The following is a 17,619-nucleotide window of genomic DNA, read 5'->3' as shown; positions in this document are numbered from 1 at the left end:
GTCGAATACTCGCGAGTATCCGACCGGAACTGACCACTCGACGGGGGCCTGGGGCCAGGGGGCCCGGGGTACGGAAGTCCGGGGCCCGGACCCCTGGAAGCTCAGGCGAGGGCGCGGCGGAGGGTGTCGAGGCCGACCGAGCCGAGGTCGAGCGCACGGGAGTGGAAGTCCTTGAGGTCGAACGTGCGGCCCTCGGCCCGGGCGACGGACTGCGCCGCGTCGCGGATCTCCTCCCACAGCCGGCGGCCGATCGCATAGCTCGGTGCCTGGCCCGGCCAGCCGAGGTAGCGGTCGAGCTCGAAGGCGAGGAAGCTCCGGTCCATCGCGACGTTGTCGGTGAGGAACTGCCACGCCTTGTCCGCGTCCCAGGTCCCGCCGCCCACCGATTCCGGTGCTGCGAGACCGCAGTGCACGCCGATGTCGACGCACACGCGCGCGGCGCGCACGCGCTGCGAATCGAGCATTCCGAGGTGGTCGGCGGGGTCGTCGAGGAAGCCGAGCTCGGCCATGAGCTTCTCGGCATAGAGCGCCCAGCCCTCGCCGTGGCCGGAGACCCAGCAGATCTGACGGCGCCATGTGTTGAGCGTGTCGCGGACGACGACGGCCTGTCCGATCTGCAGGTGATGGCCGGGCACGCCCTCGTGGTAGACCGTGGTGAGCTCCTGCCAGGTGGAGAAGGTCTCGACACCGGCCGGGACCGACCACCACATCCGGCCGGGGCGGGAGAAGTCGTCGGTCGGAGGCGTGTAGTAGATGCCGCCGGAGCCGTCGGGCAGCACCATGCACTCGATCGTGCGGACGGGCTCGGGGATGTCGAACTGCGTGCCGGCGAGCGCCTCGATCGCGGCGTCGGCCTTCTCCTGCATCCACGTCCGGAGCGCGTCGAGCCCGTGGAGCTGCCGCGCGGGGTCCGCGTCGAGCATGCGCATGACCTCGAACACGCCCTTCCCGGGAGCGATCCGCTCGGCGATGCGCCGCTGCTCGGCGTCGATCCGCTCGAGCTCGGCGAGACCCCACGCGTAGGTCTCGTCGAGATCGACCTCGGCTCCCAGGAACTCGCGGCTGAACAGGCGGTACTCGTCCCGGCCGCACGCATCCTCGGCCCGGGCCTGCGGAGCGATCTCCGCGGCGAGGAACTCGGCGAGCTCGGCGAAGGCGGTGCGGGCGACCTGCGCGGATTCCGCGAGCTCGGCTCCGAGAGCGTCCGGCACGTCCTGGGCTCGGGCGACGAAGCGGTCGAAGTGCCCGCCGGCCCGGGAGGCCTCGCGCGCCTGCTCGATGCCGCGCTCGACCTGGCGGGCGGCCGGGGCGTGGCCGTCGTCGCGCGCTGCGAGGAGGCTCTCCCGGTACCCGGCGAGGGCGTCGCCGACCGCACGGAGCTTCGCGGCGCTGTTCTCCCAGTCGGCCGCGGTCTCCTGCGGCACGAGGTCGAACAGGTCGCGGATCTCCTGGAGCGGGGAGTGGATGACATTGAGCCGCCCGACGTCGAGGCCCGCGGCATGGATCGCCCGCTCGCTGCCGAGGCGCTCGCGCATCGCGTCGAGGGTCACCGCGTCGACGGCGTCGGGGGCGGATCCGTCGGCGGCCATCTGCGCCTCGGCCGCGTCGAGCTCGGCCAGCGTCGAGGCGTTGAGCGCATCGCGCGCCGCGAAGCCCGCAGGGGAGTAGTCGTCGAGGACGGTCTCGTCGCCGGGCAGGCCGAGCTCGACGCGCAGCGCCGGGGACATCTCGACGAGGCGCGCGGTGTGCCGTTCGGCGACGGCGTCGATGGGCGAGGGGGTGCGGACGGAGGCGTGCGGGGTGTCAGTGGTCATGGCATCACCCTATCGAGGAGCGGGATAGAGTTGGTCCGTCCGGTGCGGAGGAGCACTCGAGGGGGCGCAGTGGAGCAGCAGCGGCTGTGGACCCGGTCGTTCGTCCTCGCGTTCGCCGTCAACCTCTCGATGTCGCTGACCTTCTACCTCCTCATGACCTCGATGGCCGGCTACGCGATCGACCGGTTCGGGGCGGCGGAGACCGTCGCCGGGCTCGCGTCGAGCGGCTTCATCATCGGTGCCCTCGTCGCGCGCGTGTTCGCCGGCAAGTACCTCGACTTCATCGGACGCCGCCGGATGATCCTCGGGGCGCTCATCGTGTTCGTCGTCTGCGGCCTCCTCTACATCCCGCTCGCCGAGGTGTGGGCCGTCATCGCGGTCCGGGTCGTCCACGGCATCGCGTTCGGCGCGGGCAACACCGCGATCATGGCCGCCGTGCAGACGGTGATCCCACCGGCCCGGCGGGCCGAGGGCACCGGGTACTTCGGCACCTCGACCACGCTCGCCACCGCGATCGGACCGTTCCTCGCCGTGCTGCTCGCACAGCAGTTCGGCTACGCCGCGATGTTCCTCGCCTGCGCGCTGTTCTCCGTCGCCGGCTGCGTGCTCGCGCTCGGCCTCCGGCTGCCGGAGAGGACCCCGTCGGAGGAGGAGCGCGCCGACAAGTGGCGTCTCACGCTCACCTCGATCATCGACCTCGGCGCGCTGCGGATCGCCGCGGTCATGCTGCTCACCGGAATGGCCTACTCGATCGTGCTCGCGTTCCTCGCCGGCCATGCCGCCGGGATCGGGACACCGGAGGCGGCGAGCGGATTCTTCCTCCTGTTCGCGCTCGTCATGCTCGTCGCCCGCCTCGTCGTCGGGCGCATCCAGGACCGGTACGGCGACGACGTCGTCATGTACCCGATCTTCGCGCTCTTCACCCTCGGTCTCGTCCTCATCGCGCTCGCCGACGCCGGATGGATGATCGTGCTCGCGGCGGTGCCCATGGGGCTCGGCTTCGGATCCCTGTTCCCGTCGGCCCAGGCGATCGCGGTCAACGTCACCGCACCGCACCGGGTGGGTCTGGCGATCTCGACGTTCTTCATCATGCTCGACCTCGGCACCGGGCTCGGTCCCGTCCTGCTCGGGGCGCTCGTGCCCGGCCTCGGGCTGTCCGGGGTCTACCTCGTGTGCGCGGGACTCGTCGTCGCCGCGGCCGGGGTGTACTTCGTGTTCCACGGACGCCACCGCGGCGGGCGCCCGACCGCCCTCACCTGATCACCCGGGTTCCCGGAGGAAGGGGAGGCCGTGCAGCGTCGCTGCCGGGCGACCACGCCGCGCCGGAGCCGGGCCACCTCGGAACCGCAGTACGGGCGGGTCCGGAACCGCCGGCCCGACTCTCTCAGAACCGGTGGCGCCAGGATCCCGCGGGAGTGCGCCGGTGGGCGCGCGCGGGGGAGGCGAAGCGCGAGGCGTGCGGCTCCGGGGCATCGGCATGGAGCGCCTCGACGTGGCGGAGCGCCACGAGGGCGGCGACGACCGCCGCCCGGGCGAGCTCGCGCTCCCGCTCGGGGGAGAGCGGAGCGGCCCCGGCGTCGCTCTCGACGGACACCGGCAGATCCGGGGCGCCGGCGGTGCGGTCCGCGCTCACAGGGGGATGTTCCCGTGCTTGCGGCTGCTCGCGTCGACGTGCTTGTTCGCCAGCGCGCGGAGCCCGCGGACGATCCGGTTGCGGGTCTCGCGCGGGGCGATGACGGCGTCGATGTAGCCCTCCTCGGCCGCGAGGTAGGGGTTGAGGAGCGCATCCTCGTACTCCTGGATGAGCTCGCCGCGCTTCGCATCGACATCCTCGCCGGCCTCCTCGGCCGCCTTGAGGGTCTTGCGGTAGACGATGTTCGCCGCGCCCTGCGCACCCATGACCGCGATCTGCGCGCTCGGCCACGCGAGATTGAGATCCGCGCCGAGCTGCTTGGACCCCATGACGCAGTAGGCGCCGCCGTAGGCCTTGCGGGTGATGAGGGTGATGAGCGGGACCGTGGCCTCGCCGTAGGCGTAGATGAGCTTGGCGCCGCGCCGGATGATCCCGCCGAGCTCCTGGTCGGTGCCGGGCAGGAAGCCGGGGACGTCGACGAAGGTGAGGATCGGGATGTTGAAGGCGTCGCAGAACCGGACGAACCGGGCGGCCTTCTCCGAGGCGTCGATGTCGAGCGTGCCGGCGAGCTGCATCGGCTGGTTCGCGATGATCCCGACGGTGCGGCCCTCGACGCGGCCGAAGCCGGTGACGACGTTGGGCGCGAACAGCTCCGCCACCTCGAGGAACTCCCCGGTGTCGAGCACCGTGGTGACGACATCGAGGATGTCGTAGGGCTGGGAGGGCGAGTCGGGCATGAGGGTGTCGAGCGCCTCGTCGTCGGCGTCCGGGGTGAGGTCGGCCGGGGCGTGGACGAGCGGCGCCTCGTCGAGGTTGTTCGACGGCAGGAACGAGAGCAGGTCGCACACGTAGTTGAGCGCGTCGGTCTCGTCGGCGGCGAGGTAGTGGGCGTTGCCGCTCACCGAGTTGTGGGTGCGGCCGCCGCCGAGCTCCTCGTGGCCGACATTCTCGCCGGTCACCGTCCGGATGACGTCGGGTCCGGTGATGTACATGTGCGAGGTGCCGTCGACCATGATGGTGAAGTCGGTGAGGGCGGGGGAGTACACCGCGCCGCCGGCCGACGGCCCCATGATGAGGCTGATCTGGGGGATGACCCCGGACGAGGCGACGTTGAGCCGGAAGATCTCCGCGAACAGCGCGATCGATCCGACGCCCTCCTGGATCCGGGCGCCTCCGGAGTCGTTGATGCCGATTATCGGGCAGCCGAGCTTGAGCGCGAGCTCCTGCACCTTGACGATCTTCCGCCCGTTGGCCTCCGCGAGGGAGCCGCCGAGCACGGTGAAGTCGTGGGCGAAGACCGCGACCGTGCGGCCGTCGATCGTGCCGAGGCCGCACACGACGCCGTCGCCGTCGGGACGGTTGGCCTGCATCCCGAACTGCGTGTTGTGGTGCCGGACGAACTCGTCGATCTCCTGGAACGAATCGTCGTCGAGGAGCTGGTCGATGCGCTCCCGGGCGGTCTGCTTGCCGCGCTTGTGCTGGTTCTCCACGGCCCGCTCGCTCCCCGCGTGGGCCGCCCGGCGGCGGTCCTCGAAGGCGGCGATGCGGTCGGCGGTCGTGCGCGGCACGGAAGTCTCACTCATGGTGTCAGCCTAATGGCGGGGGCGAGTCGTTGTGTCCGGGTGCCAAACCCCATAGGGTGATCTGGTGCGCACCGAACCGAGCCGTCCCGCCTTCGATCTCGACCGATTCCAGGACCTGGCCCGCCGTGCGGAGCTGACCCCCGGACGCTGCGAATGGCCCGCCGAGCTCGGCTCGACGAATGCGGAGCTCGCCGACCGTCTCACCGCCGAACCCGACGGCTGGCCGGACCTCTCGGTGCTGGGCACCGACCATCAGACCGCCGGCCGCGGCCGGCTCGACCGGGTGTGGACCGTGCCGCCGGCAGCCTGCCTGACCTTCTCCGTGCCCTTCCGGGTGCCCGCCGCGTTCCCGGCCGAGATGCTCGGCTGGCTCCCCGTCGTCACCGGGTGGTGCGTCGCCGAGGCGCTCGCCGAGCGCGGTGCCCCGGCCGGAGTCAAGTGGCCCAACGACGTGCTCGTCGACGGGCGCAAGATCTGCGGCATCCTCACCCGGGCGCACCTCGACCCCGAGCGGGGGACGACGGTGATCATCGGCATCGGCATCAACGTCTCTCTCACCGAAGGCGAGCTCCCCGTCCCGACGGCCACCTCGCTCACCCTCGCCGGGGGGAGCGCGGACCGCGAGGCGCTCCTCGTCGGGGTGCTCTCCCGGCTCGGTCCCGCCGTCGCCGAGGTCCTCCGCGCCGGTCCGCGGGCCGGCGCCACCGCCTCCGCCGGCGGGGTCCGGGACGCGATGATCACCCTGGGCTCCGACGTCCGGGTCGAGCTGCCCGGGGACGAGCGCTTCACCGGGCGCGCCGTCGAGCTCGATGCGACCGCCGCCCTCGTCGTCGAGGTCGACGGCGAGCGTCGACGGGTGAGCGCCGGCGACGTCGTCCACGCGAGGCCGGCATGAGCCATCCCTCCGACGCGGCCGACGACCCCGCAGCCGCGGACCGGGACCGGACTTCCGACGAGGGCCGATACGCGGACCTCGACGCCGGCCCGGACGACGACACCGATCTCTCCCCGTTCGATCCCGCCGCCATCGGTGATCGGGAGCGCGCCGAGATCGAGGACACGATCTTCGAGATGCGCTCCGCCGCCGCGCGCCTCGAGGAGGTGCTCCTCGGCGGCAAGCGCGTGCTCACCCGGCGCGAGGTCGCGCAGCTCGCCGAGGTGTCGACGATCTCCGCCCGCAAGTTCTGGCGCACGCTCGGACTCGCCCGGGTGCCCGAGGGGCAGGTCGCCTTCACCGTCAACGACGCGCGGGCGCTCACCGAGGTCGCGCGGATCGTCGCCACCGACCTGCTCGACGAGGAGACCGTGCTCTCCCTCATGCGCGCCGTCGGGCAGACCACCGACCGTCTCGTCGTGTGGCAGATGGAGACGATCGTCGAATACCTCTCCGACGTCCGCGGACTGTCCGACGGCGAGGCCCGCGCGGTCGTCCTCGACCTCTTCGAGGAGATCGTCGACCCGCTCGAGCACGTGCTCACCTATGCGTGGAAGCGGAACCTCGTCGGGGCCCTCGGCCGGCTCAACATCGATCCCACGAGCGGGCAGGCCGGCGACAGCCTGCACGGCTGGTACGACTCCTCGATGCCGCTGGCCCGGGCGGTCGGCTTCGTCGATCTCGTGTCGTACACCCGCCTGTCCCAGCAGATGGAGCCGCGCCAGCTCGCGTACATGGTCAAGCGCTTCCAGGACGTCGCCTACGCCGTCGTCGCCACGGGCTGCGGGCGGATCATCAAGACCGTCGGCGACGAGGTGTTCTTCGCCGCGCAGACCCCGCACGCCGGCGCGGAGATCGCCCTGCGGCTCCAGGAGGAGATCCGCGACGACGTTCAGCTGCCCAAGGCGCGCGTCGGCTTCGCGTGGGGGCGGGTGCTGTCCCGGTTGGGCGACGTGTTCGGCTCGACGGTCAACCTCGCGGCGCGCCTCACCGCCGTCGCCGACCCCGGGACCGTCGTCACCGACCGCGACACCGCCCAGATCATCGAGCGCACCGACGACTACGAGTTCCGCGCGTGCGGCGGACTCAACCTCCAGGGCCTCGGCGAGGTCGCGGTCATGGAGATGAGCCGCGGCACCGCCGAGCCGCTCACCATGGAGCTGTCCGAGGACACCTGAGCGGGACGGGGCAGCGACGCGCCCGTCGTGGGTCCGGTTGCCGGCGATCCGCGTACCGGACTCTCAGCGCTCCGGGCCGGGCCGGGTGCTCAGAAGAGCGCGCCGGGCTCCTCGTCGTCGCCGTCGCGGCTGACGATGACCGCAGCTCCGTCCTCGTCCACCCGGGCGCGCGCGATCTCCTCGCGGCGTGCCGCGAGCTCCGGGTCCGGCGTGCGCGGGGTGTGCGCCGGGAGGTCGAGGTCGGCGGATCCCGCCGCACCCGGCCGCTCGGCCTGGGGAGCGCCGGCCGCCGCCTGCTCCTCGGCCGCCCGGACCTCGTCCGCGCCCTCCTCGGCGCCGTAGGCGTGGGGGAGCGAGCCGACGGCGTCGATCTTCGTCTCGAGCGGGGTGCCGGTGCCGTCGCGCCGCCCGTGCTCGCCGGGCAGTGCGCGGGCACCGCCGCCGGAGGCCGCGGCCTGGGGATCCGGTCCGGTGTGGGCGAGAGCGAGCGCGGACTCGCCCTTGAGAAAGCGGTGGGCGCGCACTCCGCCGGTCGCACGGCCCTTGGTGGGGAACTCGGTGAGCGGGGTGAGCTTGATCGAGAGCGCCGGCTCGCCGTTGAAGTTCACCCCATCGGCGACGGTGACGACGACGTTGTCCGCGGCCGGATCGACGAGGTCGAAGGCGATGACCCGCGCGTCCGCCCCGAGCTTCATCCCGGCGACGCCGCCGGCGTTCCAGCCCTGGGCCCGCACGAGGTCCGCGGCGTAGGTGAGCAGCTGGCCGTTCGAGGCGATGAGGACCGCCCGCGCGGCATCCGGTTCGGGCAGCTGGCCGACGCCGACGACCGCGTCCTTGCCCTTGAGGTTGATCACCGACCAGGCGTCCTTGTTCGCCGGCGCCTCAGCGCCCGCGACCCGCTTGATGACGCCGCCGGCGGTGGCGAGGAAGAAGTCGGTGCCGATGTCGACGAGGCCGAGCACCCGCTCCCCGGAGTCGAGCGTGACGAACTCGCCGATCCGCACTCCGCCCGCGAGCCCGGGCCGGGTGGCCTGCGGCGGCAGCGCGGGCAGCGCGACGACGTCGATGGTGAGGAGTCGGCCCTTCGAGGTGATCGCTCCGACGGTGCCGCGCGCGGTCGTCGCGACCTGGGAGCGCAGCGCGTCGTGGGCGGCGCGCCGTCCGGTCGTCGGCAGCGGCGCGAGCGTGTTCGTACGGGCGACCCGTCCCGAGGTCGACAGCAGCACCCAGCACGGGTCGTCGGCGATGGTGAGCTCGGGCGAACCGGCCTTCCGACGCGCCCCGGTGACCTCCTGCGTGCCCTCGACGAGCGCGGTGCGGCGCGCGGAGTCGATCGCGTCGCCGGCCTCGCCGAGCTCCTTCGACACGAGTGCGCGGAGCTTCTCGTCGGAGGCGAGGATGCTCTGCAGCTCCGCGATCCGCTCGCGCAGCTCGTCGCGCTCGGCCTCGAGCTCGAGCCGGGAGAATTTCGTCAGCCGGCGGAGCTGGAGGTCGAGGATGTACGTCGCCTGGAGCTCGGAGAGGTCGAACACCTCCATGAGCCGGCCGCGCGCGGTCGCAGCGTCGTCCGAGGAGCGGATGAGCTGGATGACCTCGTCGATGTCGAGGATCGCGATGAGGAGGCCCTCGACGAGGTGGAGGCGGTCCTCGGCCTTCCGGAGCTGGAAGCGGGTGCGGCGGAGCACGACGCCGAGCCGGTGGTCGACGTAGACCTGGAGCAGCTCCCTGAGCCCGAGGGTGCGCGGCTGCCCGTCGACGAGGCACACGTTGTTGATGCCGAAGGAGTCCTCCATCGGCGTGAGCCGGTAGAGCTCGGACAGCACCGCCTCGGGGTTGAAGCCGTTCTTGATGCCGATGACGAGCCGGAGGCCGTGCTTGCGGTCGGAGAAGTCGTCGATCGAGGCGATGCCGGTGAGCTTCTTCGCCTGCACCGCGTCCTTGACCTTCTCGATGACCTTCTCCGGGCCGACGAGGTAGGGCAGCTCGGTGACGACGATGCCCTTGCGGCGCGCGGTGAGGTTCTCGAACTTCACCGTCGCGCGGGTGCGGAACGTTCCGCGCCCGGTCTCGTAGGCCTCGCGCACCCCGGCCAGGCCGATGATCCGCCCGCCGGAGGGGAGGTCGGGTCCCGGCACGAAGCGCATGAGCTCGGAGAGCTCGGCCCGGGGGTTCTCGATGAGGTGCCGGGCGGCGGCGATGACCTCGCCGGGGTTGTGGGGCGCCATGTTCGTCGCCATGCCGACGGCGATCCCCGAGGCGCCGTTGATGAGGAGGTTGGGGAAGGCGGCGGGGAGGATCTCCGGCTGGGTCAGGGTGCTGTCGTAGTTCGGGACGAAGTCGACGACGTCCTCGTCGAGCCCGGCGATCATCGCCATCGCCGCCCGGGTGAGCTTGGCCTCGGTGTAGCGCGGGGCGGCCGGCCCGTCGTCGAGGCTGCCGAAGTTCCCGTGGCCGTCGACGAGCGGGACGCGCATGATGAAGTCCTGGCTCAGGCGCACGAGAGCGTCGTAGATCGCGGTGTCGCCGTGCGGGTGGAGCTTGCCCATGACGTCGCCGACGATGCGGGAGGACTTGACGTGGCCGCGCTCGGGGCGCAGCCCCATCTCGCCCATCTGGTGGATGATGCGCCGCTGCACGGGCTTGAGCCCGTCGCGCGCGTCCGGCAGGGCCCGGGCGTAGATCACCGAGTAGGCGTATTCGAGGAAGGAGGTCTCCATCTCCTCGGAGACGTCGATGTCGACGATCTGGCCTGCGACCGGCTCTGCCATGGATCTCCTCACGCGTACAAGAACAACGGGCTCATCCTACCCGCGAGGGGCCTCCGGGCCCGGGATTCCGGGGCCCGCGGGGCGTGGTGCGCCCTGCCGCCGGCCGGGTGCCGGTGCTGTGGCAGAGTGGTGGCCATGACTGTGCGCGAACTCACCCCCGTCGAGGTGGCGGCCCACGCCGCGGAGCTCCTGCGGATCCAGCTCGCTGCTTTCCGGATCGAGGCCGAGATCCTCGGACACGACCGGATCCCGTACCTCTACGAGTCGGTGCGGGACATCATGGCCCCCCAGCTCCGCTGGATCGTCGACCTCGGCGAGGAGGCGGGTCGGATCACCGAGATCCGCGGGGCGGTGGTGCTCGCCGAGCGGCAGGCGGAACTCTTCATCACCCGCGTCATCGTCAGCCCCGACCATCACCGCCGGGGCGTGGCGACGCGCGTGCTCGCCCACGCCCAGGGGCTCGGACAGCGGCTCTTCGTCATCACCTCGGAGGACAATCCGCCCGGCATCGGGATGTACCGCAAGGCCGGCTTCGACCGCGTGCGCGACGTCGAGACCGACACCGGGTCGGTGCTCACCGAATACGCGTGGGAGCCGACGGCGGACTGATCAGCGCCGTCGCCCCCGGATCCGCTCCGCCGGTCGTCCGGCGGTTCACCGGGGCAGGCGCCGGGGGTGTCAGCCCCCGCTCATCCGCCGTCGCTGGGAGTCCATCCGGTCCGCCGAGGCGACGAGCTCGACCTTGACGCTGAGGAGGTGGGCATCGGTCTCGGTGACGACGATCGGCTGCACCTCGACGTTGCGGATCGCGGGGAACTCCTCGACGAGCGCCGACAGGCGCAGCAGGACGTCCTCCGCCGGCGCCATGTTCATCACCGGCAGCCCCTTGTAGCCGAACAGCCGCGGCGATGCCTTGAGCGAGCGCACCATGCGCGCCGCGTCGAGGTCGGTGAGCGGGGCGACCCGGTGCGCGACGTCGTCGAGCAGCTCCGAGGTGTCCCCGGCGAGCGAGAACGACACCATGGGGCCGAGCAGCGGGTCCTCGCCGGCGCGGATCACGCACGCGGAGCCGGGCGGGGCCATCGCCTGGACGTCGATGCCCTGGTCGTCGCCGGAGCCGATCACGGTCTCGATGACCCGGGCGATCCCGTTCCAGTCGTGCCGGAGCTCGTCGGGGTCGTCGACGTTGAGCCGCACCCCGCCGAGCTCCATCCGGTGGCGCAGCCGCTTGTTCACGGCCTTGACCGCGACCGGATAGCCGAGGGTGTCCGCCGCGGCGAGCGCCTCGTCGACGGTGTGCGTGGTGATGTAGGGGAGGAACTCGAGGCCGTAGGCCCCGAGCAGCGCCCGGGTGTCGTCGCGCTCGAGGAGCACGGTCTCGCCCGGTTCGACCCCCTCGAGATTGCGCTCGATGATCGCCCGGGCCGCCCGGGAGTCGACGGTGTCGAGCTCGGGGAAGCGGCCGTGGTCGGACTTCCGCCACATCGCGTACTCCGTGGCCCGGGCGAGGGACCACACGGCGTCCTCGGGTCCCAGGTAGCTCGGCACGGTGTGGGCCTGCCGGGAGCCGTCCTCGGTCCGGGTGTAGGCGGTGAGCCCGTCCTGGACGCCGTGGACGCCGAGGAAGCACGCGACCGTGGTCTTCCCCGAGCGGGCGGCCTCGTCGGCGAGGACGGCGGCGATCTCGCGCTCCTCCGCGCCGGCGGACGGGGCGAAGGTCACGACCACCGAGTCGACCGCGGGGTCGGCGTACATGTCCCGGAGCGCGGCGGCGAACTCCTCGGCCTGGACCTCCGGGTGGAGCGACACCGGGGCGGTGTCGATCCGCAGCCCCTCGGAGCGGGCGCGTTGGACGATGAGCGTCGACAGGGCGGCGGAGTTGCCGACCACGCCGACCCGCCGGCCGTCGGGCAGCGGCTGGGTGGAGAACACCTGTGCGACGTCGAAGAGCTGATGGATGGTGTCGGCGCGGATCACGCCCGCCTGGGACAGCACCTGGTCGAGCGCGGTCGCCGACAGGCTCGACACCCGCACCTGGTGGCCCGGGGGGAGCTCGCGCCCCGTGAAGGCGGACTTGATGACGATGACCGGCTTGACGCGGGACACGCGCCGCGCGATCCGGGAGAACTTGCGCGGATTGCCGATCGACTCGAGGTAGAGGCCGACGGTCGAGGTCGCCGGATCCTCCTCCCAGTACTGGAGGAGGTCGTTGCCGGAGAGGTCGGCGCGGTTGCCCGCGGAGACGAACGTCGAGATGCCCAGGCCGCGGGTCTTCGCCGCGGCGAGGAGCGCGGTGCCGAGCGCTCCCGACTGGCTGAACAGGCCCAGGGTGCCGGCGTCGGGGAGGAAGGGTGCGAGCGAGGCGTTGAGCGAGACCTCGGGCGCGGTGTTGGCGAGGCCGAACGAGTTCGGGCCGACCACGCGCATGCCGTGCGAACGGGCGGTGGCGACCATCTCGCGCTGGAGCTCGAGGCCGTGCTCGCCGGTCTCGGCGAATCCCGAGGAGATGACGACGACGGACTTCACCCCGTGGGCCGCGCAGTCGCGCACGACCTCGGTGCACGATTCCGCGGGCACCGCGATGACCGCGAGGTCGATCGGCTCGGACACCGCATCGAGCGAGGGCACGGTGGGGAACCCGGCGACCGACTCCGCCTCCGGGTGGACGACGGTGATGTCCCCGGCGAAGCGGGCGGCGGTGAGGTTGCGGAGCAGGAGGTTGCCGGTCGAGTTGCGCTTGCGGCTCGCGCCGATGACGACGACCGAGCCCGGGTGGAGGATCGACCGGACGCTCTTCGCCTCCGCGCGGTGCTCGCGCGACTCCTGCACCTGGATCGACTTCTCCGTGGGGTCGATCTCGAAGCGGACGGCGACGACGCCGTCATCGAACTCGCGGGAGACCTCGTAGCCGGCGGCGGCGAACACCTGGAGCATCGAGCGGTTCTGGGGCAGGACCTCGGCGGTGAAGACCTCGAACCCGCGCTCCCGCGCCGCCGCGGCGAGGTGCTCGAGGAAGATCGAGCCGATGCCGCGGCCCTGGTGCGCGTCGGCGATGTTGAACGCGACCTCGGCGGCGGTGTCGTCGATCCGGTCGTAGCGGGCGACGCCGATGATCTCCTCGCCGATCGTCATGACGAACGCCACCCGGTCGTGATGGTCGACGTGAACGAACCGGTCGAGGTCCTTCTGCGGGAGCACCGGCAGCGGCGCGAAGAAGCGCAGGTAGATCGACTCCGGGGACTGCCTGCTGTGCATCTCCTGGATGCCGTCGGCATCGGAGGGGCGGATCGGTCGCACGTGCGCCGTCGCCCCGTCGCGCAGCACCACATCGGCTTCCCAATACGAAGGATAGGGTTCCATGGGCCCAGCATAGTGACCGCGGCGGTCCCGGTCACCCCTGCCGGCCGCGAATCGGCCGTGTCCGCGCCCTGCGGCACAATGGTGTCCATGGCACTTCCGAAAACGCTCGCCACCGACCTCCAGGCGGCCGGGTACTACCCGCAGCTCACCGGCAGCATGCTCATCGAATCGCTCTTCGGCGAGGACATCCTCAGCCACTTCGTGCACATGGACACCCATGTCGATCTCGATGCGATCCACCGGCACGTCACCGCGTTCCTCGTCACGCCCACCCGGCTCATCCTCGCCCACGTCGACGACGAGCCGGATCCCGTTCCGGGGCGCCGGCCGCGCGGCGTGACCTCGACCGAGGACATCCCGCTCGAGGCGCTGCGCACCGTGCTCGTCAGCCGCACCTTCGAGGACCCCGCGGACTACCGCCCCTCCGATCGTCCGGTCGAGGTCGCGATCACCCTGGGCTGGGGAGCGGTGCGCCGCATCGAGACCTATCCGGAGACGTGCGGCGACCCCGACTGCGAGGGCGACCACGGCACCGGCGGCTCCCTGTTCTCCGAGGACGTCACCCTGCGCGTGTCCGCGCAGGCCGAGGGCCAGGACGCGGTCGACCGCGCCGAGGACTTCGTCCACCGCCTCCGCCGCGCCGTCTTCGCCGCTCGTCGGGCGACCGCCTGACATGCGCACGGCGCCTCCCGACTACGCCTCCGCCGCGCTGCTCTCCGACCTCGTCCCCGCGGCCGCGATCGCGCTCGGGGCGGGCGGGATCCTCGACGACGGCGCGCGCTCCCGGGCCGCGCGCCTCGGCCTCGACACCGAGGCGCGGGTCGCCGTCGTCGTGCTCATCGACGGGATGGGGTCCCGTCTGCTGCGCGACCGCGCGGCCCACGCGCCGTTCCTCCGCGGGCTGCTGTCCGGTGCCGGGACGCTGAGCGCGGGATTCCCCTCGACCACCGCGAACTCGCTGTCCTCGCTCGGCACCGGCATGCTCCCCGGGGCGCACGGGGTCATGGGGTACCGGCTGCTCGACCCGTCGCGCGACGTCGTCTTCAACCAGCTCACCTGGGACCCCGAGGTCGACCCGGAGGCCTGGGTGCCCGACGCGACGCTGTTCGAGCGGCTCGCCGCGGCCGAGGTCGACGTCGTCAGCCTGGGGGAGCCCAAGTTCGCCGGCCGCGGGCTCAACCAGGCCTCGCTCCGCGGCGGACGCTTCCGCGGCTCGCAGACGCTGGCCGAGCGCATCGCCCATGCCCGCGAGGAGGTGCGCCGGCCCGGCCGGCGCCTCGTCTACCTCTACTGGGGTGCCCTCGACCGGACCGGGCACGTCCACGGGGTCGACTCGTGGGAGTGGCTCGAGGAGCTCGAGCACCTCGACGGGCAGCTCTCCGAGCTCGCCTCCGCGCTGCCGCCCGACGTCGAACTCCTCGTCACCGCCGACCACGGCATGGTCGACGTGCCGCACGGCGCCCGCATCGACCTCGCCGACGAGCCCGACCTGCGCTCCGGAGTCCGCGCGGTGGGCGGCGAGCCGCGGGCGGTGCACCTCTACACCGAACCCGGCGCGCAGGACGAGGTGTGCGCGGCCTATCGCAGCGCGGTGGGGGACCGAGCGCTCGTCCTCACCCGGGGCGACGCGATCGCCCAGGGGTTCTTCGGGCCGGTGCGCTCGGCCAACCGGGAGCGGATCGGGGATCTCCTCGTCGTGTGCGACGACGGGTTCGGGATCGTCGACTCCGCCCACGACTCCCCGGCCGCGCTCGCGCTCGTGGGACATCACGGCGGGATCACCGAGCGCGAGCTCGACATCCCGCTCCTGCGGCTGCGCGGCTGAGCCCGGTACGCCTCGGAGGAGAGCGCTCGGCTCTCCTCGGACGGGTCGGCCTCGCCGCGGACGGGGCGCTCGGCCCTGCTCGGAGGCGAGTGCTCAGTCCTCCTCGAAGGAGAGCACCTCACGGCGCTGCGCCGGCCTGCGCGGGGTCACCCGGTAGATCACCGTGCGGTACATGAGGTAGCGGAAGATGTTGCCGAGCCCGACCCCGATGACGTTGGCGGAGATGTTGTCGGCGAGAGCGGAGCGGAATCCGAGGACGTAGTGGGAGAACCACAGGCACGCCATCGCGATGAGCAGCCCGCCGGCGTTGACGAGGAAGAACCACAGCGCCTCGCGGCCAGCGGAGCGGTTCCGCCCGTCCTTGAAGGTCCAGTACCGCGAGCCGAGCCAGCTCACCGTGGTCGCGGCGGTGACGGAGATGACCTTGGCCCACAGCGGGCCGATCCCCACGGCCTCGAGCCGGAGCACGTTGAACAGCGTGAAGTCGATGACGAAGGCGATGCCGCCGACGAGGGAGAACTTGGCGACACGCACGGCTTCCTTGCGCAGTCGCATGCCTCGCCCGTCCGTCGTCCGTCAGTGATGGGGCGACCGGCGGCGCCGGGCGGCACCGCGGGTGAAGTCCCCGCTCCACGGTACCGGACCGCACCTGGGCGAATGCCGAGACATCCCGGTGGGCGCCGGACCCGGCACCCGGCCGGTTCCGCGTGCGGTGCGGGCGGCGCGGGTGCCCGCCGGGAGCTCCCACGGGCACCGACCGGGACCTCCGCGGGCCGCGGCGGCGCGCCGGGCGGTGCGCGGCGGACGGGCGGGGTCGGACTCGGTAGAGTGGAGAGGTGAGTTTTCCCGTGATCGGCGTCATCGGCGGCGGCCAGCTGGCCCGCATGATGGCCCCCGCAGCAGAGGCGCTCGGCGTCGGCTTCCATGTCCTCGCCGAGTCCGCCGACTCGTCCGCAGCCCAGGTCGCCGGCCGCGTCACCGTCGGCGACCACACCGACCTCGCCGCGCTCGAGGCGTTCGCCGCCGAGGTCGACGTCATCACCTTCGACCACGAGCACGTGCCGCCCGAGCACCTCCGAGCGCTCCAGGCGGCCGGGCACGCGGTCCACCCCGGCCCCGACGCCCTCATCCACGCCCAGGACAAAATCGTCATGCGGCGCCGGATGGATACGCTCGGACTGCCCAACCCCCGGTGGGCCGAGATCACCTCCCCGGCCGACCTCGACCGGTTCGGCGCCGAGGTGGGATTCCCCGTCGTCCTCAAGACCCCGCGGGGCGGCTACGACGGCCACGGCGTGCGCGTCGTCAGCAGCGGCGCCGAGGCCGAGGAGTGGCTCGCCGCGCATCCCGCGCTGCTCGCCGAGGAGAAGGTCGACTTCAGCCGTGAGCTCGCCGTCATGGTCGCGCGCTCGCCGATGGGGCAGACCGCGGTGTGGCCGGTCGTCGCGACCTACCAGCAGGACGGCGTGTGCAAGGAGGCCGTGGCGCCCGCGCCGGGCCTCGACCCGGAGCTCGCCCGGCGCATCACCGCCGACGTCCTCACCGTCGCCGGCGCCCTCGGCGTCACCGGCGTCATGGCGATGGAGATGTTCGAGACCCCGGACGGGTACCGCGTCAACGAGCTCGCGATGCGACCGCACAACACCGGTCACTGGACGCAGGACGGCTCGGTGACCTCGCAGTTCGAGCAGCATCTGCGGGCGGTGCTCGACCTGCCGCTCGGCGATCCGAGCGCGCGCACCGCGGCCACCGCGATGGTCAACGTGCTCGGCGCGGACCAGGAGGATCTCTACCGGGCCTATTTCCACGTGCTCGCCCACGACCCGCAGGCCAAGGTCCACATGTACGGCAAGTCCGTGCGCCCCGGCCGCAAGCTCGGCCACGTCAACGTCTCCGGCGACAACGCGGACTCCGTTCTCGCCCGGGCCCGGCACGCCGCGGACTTCATCGCCGGCACCGACACGAACCCGCACCCCGATCGCGAGGACACAGCATGATCACCCCTGTCGTCGGCATCGTCATGGGATCCGACTCCGACTGGCCCACCATGGCCGCCGCCGCCGAGGTCCTCGACGAGCTCGGGATCCCGTGCTCGGCGGAGGTCGTGTCCGCCCACCGCATGCCCCACGACATGATCGAATGGGGCGCTTCGGCCGCCGACCGCGGACTCGCGGTCGTCATCGCCGGAGCCGGGGGAGCGGCGCACCTGCCCGGTATGATCGCCTCGGTGACCTCCCTGCCGGTCATCGGCGTGCCCGTGCCGCTCGCCCACCTCGACGGCATGGACTCCCTGCTGTCGATCGTCCAGATGCCCGGCGGGGTGCCCGTGGCCACGGTGTCGATCGGCGGGGCGAAGAACGCCGGACTGCTGGCGGCGAGAATCCTGGGAACCGGCCGGGATCCCGAGGCGCAGCGCATCCGCGCGGCCCTCGACGACTATCGTGAGAACCTCCGTGCCGTCGCCGAAGCGAAGGGCCGCGCCCTCGCGGACCGGCGCCGGCAAAACTGACACTACCCGTGCGAA

The 17,619-nt window shown here is 72.2% G+C and carries 14 protein-coding genes; 8 read left to right on the top strand and 6 right to left on the bottom strand.

Annotated features, from left to right (window positions below; all coding sequences use genetic code 11):
- Nucleotides 1–101: 101 nt before the first annotated feature.
- Complete coding sequence (locus C1A17_RS04970) at nucleotides 102–1,814, bottom strand: DUF885 domain-containing protein (protein WP_101651279.1); 1,713 nt, start codon at nucleotides 1,812–1,814, stop codon at nucleotides 102–104.
- Nucleotides 1,815–1,883: 69 nt separating this feature from the next.
- On the opposite strand from C1A17_RS04970, the gene C1A17_RS04965 reads away from it, so the two are divergent.
- Complete coding sequence (locus C1A17_RS04965) at nucleotides 1,884–3,074, top strand: MFS transporter (protein ID WP_101651277.1); 1,191 nt, start codon at nucleotides 1,884–1,886, stop codon at nucleotides 3,072–3,074.
- Nucleotides 3,075–3,198: 124 nt separating this feature from the next.
- Here C1A17_RS04965 and C1A17_RS04960 read toward each other — a convergent pair whose 3' ends face one another.
- Both C1A17_RS04960 and C1A17_RS04955 read right to left on the bottom strand, forming a co-directional pair.
- Nucleotides 3,199–3,447 carry a hypothetical protein gene (locus tag C1A17_RS04960; RefSeq protein WP_101651275.1) on the bottom strand — a complete coding sequence of 83 codons (249 nt, stop codon included), beginning with the start codon at nucleotides 3,445–3,447 and terminating at the stop codon, nucleotides 3,199–3,201.
- The gene (locus tag C1A17_RS04955) at nucleotides 3,444–5,030 is read right to left on the bottom strand and encodes an acyl-CoA carboxylase subunit beta (protein ID WP_101651273.1); all 1,587 of its coding nucleotides are present in this window, start codon (nucleotides 5,028–5,030) and stop codon (nucleotides 3,444–3,446) included. Before C1A17_RS04955 ends, C1A17_RS04960 begins: the two co-directional genes overlap by 4 nt.
- A 64-nt stretch (nucleotides 5,031–5,094) precedes the next feature.
- On the opposite strand from C1A17_RS04955, the gene C1A17_RS04950 reads away from it, so the two are divergent.
- Both C1A17_RS04950 and C1A17_RS04945 read left to right on the top strand, forming a co-directional pair.
- Nucleotides 5,095–5,925 carry a biotin--[acetyl-CoA-carboxylase] ligase gene (locus C1A17_RS04950; protein WP_180953214.1) on the top strand — a complete coding sequence of 277 codons (831 nt, stop codon included), beginning with the start codon at nucleotides 5,095–5,097 and terminating at the stop codon, nucleotides 5,923–5,925.
- A complete protein-coding gene (locus C1A17_RS04945) occupies nucleotides 5,922–7,142 on the top strand; it encodes an adenylate/guanylate cyclase domain-containing protein (RefSeq protein WP_101651269.1) in 1,221 nt (406 codons plus the stop codon). Before C1A17_RS04950 ends, C1A17_RS04945 begins: the two co-directional genes overlap by 4 nt.
- A gap of 89 nt (nucleotides 7,143–7,231) precedes the next feature.
- Here the strand turns inward: C1A17_RS04945 and C1A17_RS04940 are convergent, their stop codons facing one another.
- Nucleotides 7,232–9,910, bottom strand: a complete 2,679-nt coding sequence (locus C1A17_RS04940) for a DNA gyrase/topoisomerase IV subunit A (protein WP_101651266.1) — start codon at nucleotides 9,908–9,910, stop codon at nucleotides 7,232–7,234.
- Between the two features lie 135 nt (nucleotides 9,911–10,045).
- On the opposite strand from C1A17_RS04940, the gene C1A17_RS04935 reads away from it, so the two are divergent.
- Entirely contained in the window at nucleotides 10,046–10,519 is a 474-nt protein-coding gene (locus C1A17_RS04935; protein WP_101651264.1) for a GNAT family N-acetyltransferase, read from the top strand.
- Between the two features lie 69 nt (nucleotides 10,520–10,588).
- On the opposite strand, the gene C1A17_RS04930 is transcribed toward C1A17_RS04935, so the two are convergent.
- Nucleotides 10,589–13,270, bottom strand: a complete 2,682-nt coding sequence (locus C1A17_RS04930) for a bifunctional acetate--CoA ligase family protein/GNAT family N-acetyltransferase (protein WP_101651262.1) — start codon at nucleotides 13,268–13,270, stop codon at nucleotides 10,589–10,591.
- A gap of 87 nt (nucleotides 13,271–13,357) precedes the next feature.
- On the opposite strand from C1A17_RS04930, the gene C1A17_RS04925 reads away from it, so the two are divergent.
- Nucleotides 13,358–13,942: a DUF5998 family protein gene (locus C1A17_RS04925; protein ID WP_101651574.1), complete on the top strand. Its 585-nt coding sequence runs from the start codon at nucleotides 13,358–13,360 to the stop codon at nucleotides 13,940–13,942.
- Between the two features lies 1 nt (nucleotide 13,943).
- Complete coding sequence (locus tag C1A17_RS04920; RefSeq protein WP_101651260.1) at nucleotides 13,944–15,095, top strand: alkaline phosphatase family protein; 1,152 nt, start codon at nucleotides 13,944–13,946, stop codon at nucleotides 15,093–15,095.
- A gap of 93 nt (nucleotides 15,096–15,188) precedes the next feature.
- Here the strand turns inward: C1A17_RS04920 and C1A17_RS04915 are convergent, their stop codons facing one another.
- Nucleotides 15,189–15,629: a GtrA family protein gene (locus tag C1A17_RS04915; protein WP_245873444.1), complete on the bottom strand. Its 441-nt coding sequence runs from the start codon at nucleotides 15,627–15,629 to the stop codon at nucleotides 15,189–15,191.
- Nucleotides 15,630–15,931: 302 nt separating this feature from the next.
- Between C1A17_RS04915 and C1A17_RS04910 the strand changes: the two genes are divergently transcribed.
- Nucleotides 15,932–17,092, top strand: a complete 1,161-nt coding sequence (locus C1A17_RS04910) for a 5-(carboxyamino)imidazole ribonucleotide synthase (RefSeq protein ID WP_101651256.1) — start codon at nucleotides 15,932–15,934, stop codon at nucleotides 17,090–17,092.
- Nucleotides 17,089–17,604 carry a 5-(carboxyamino)imidazole ribonucleotide mutase gene (purE, locus tag C1A17_RS04905; RefSeq protein ID WP_101651254.1) on the top strand — a complete coding sequence of 172 codons (516 nt, stop codon included), beginning with the start codon at nucleotides 17,089–17,091 and terminating at the stop codon, nucleotides 17,602–17,604. Before C1A17_RS04910 ends, purE begins: the two co-directional genes overlap by 4 nt.
- The last annotated feature ends 15 nt before the right edge of the window (nucleotides 17,605–17,619 follow it).

Source organism: Brevibacterium ihuae, assembly GCF_900184225.1.
GTDB classification, from domain to species: Bacteria; Actinomycetota; Actinomycetes; order Actinomycetales; family Brevibacteriaceae; genus Brevibacterium; species Brevibacterium ihuae.
This window is presented reverse-complemented; position numbering and strand designations above follow the sequence as displayed.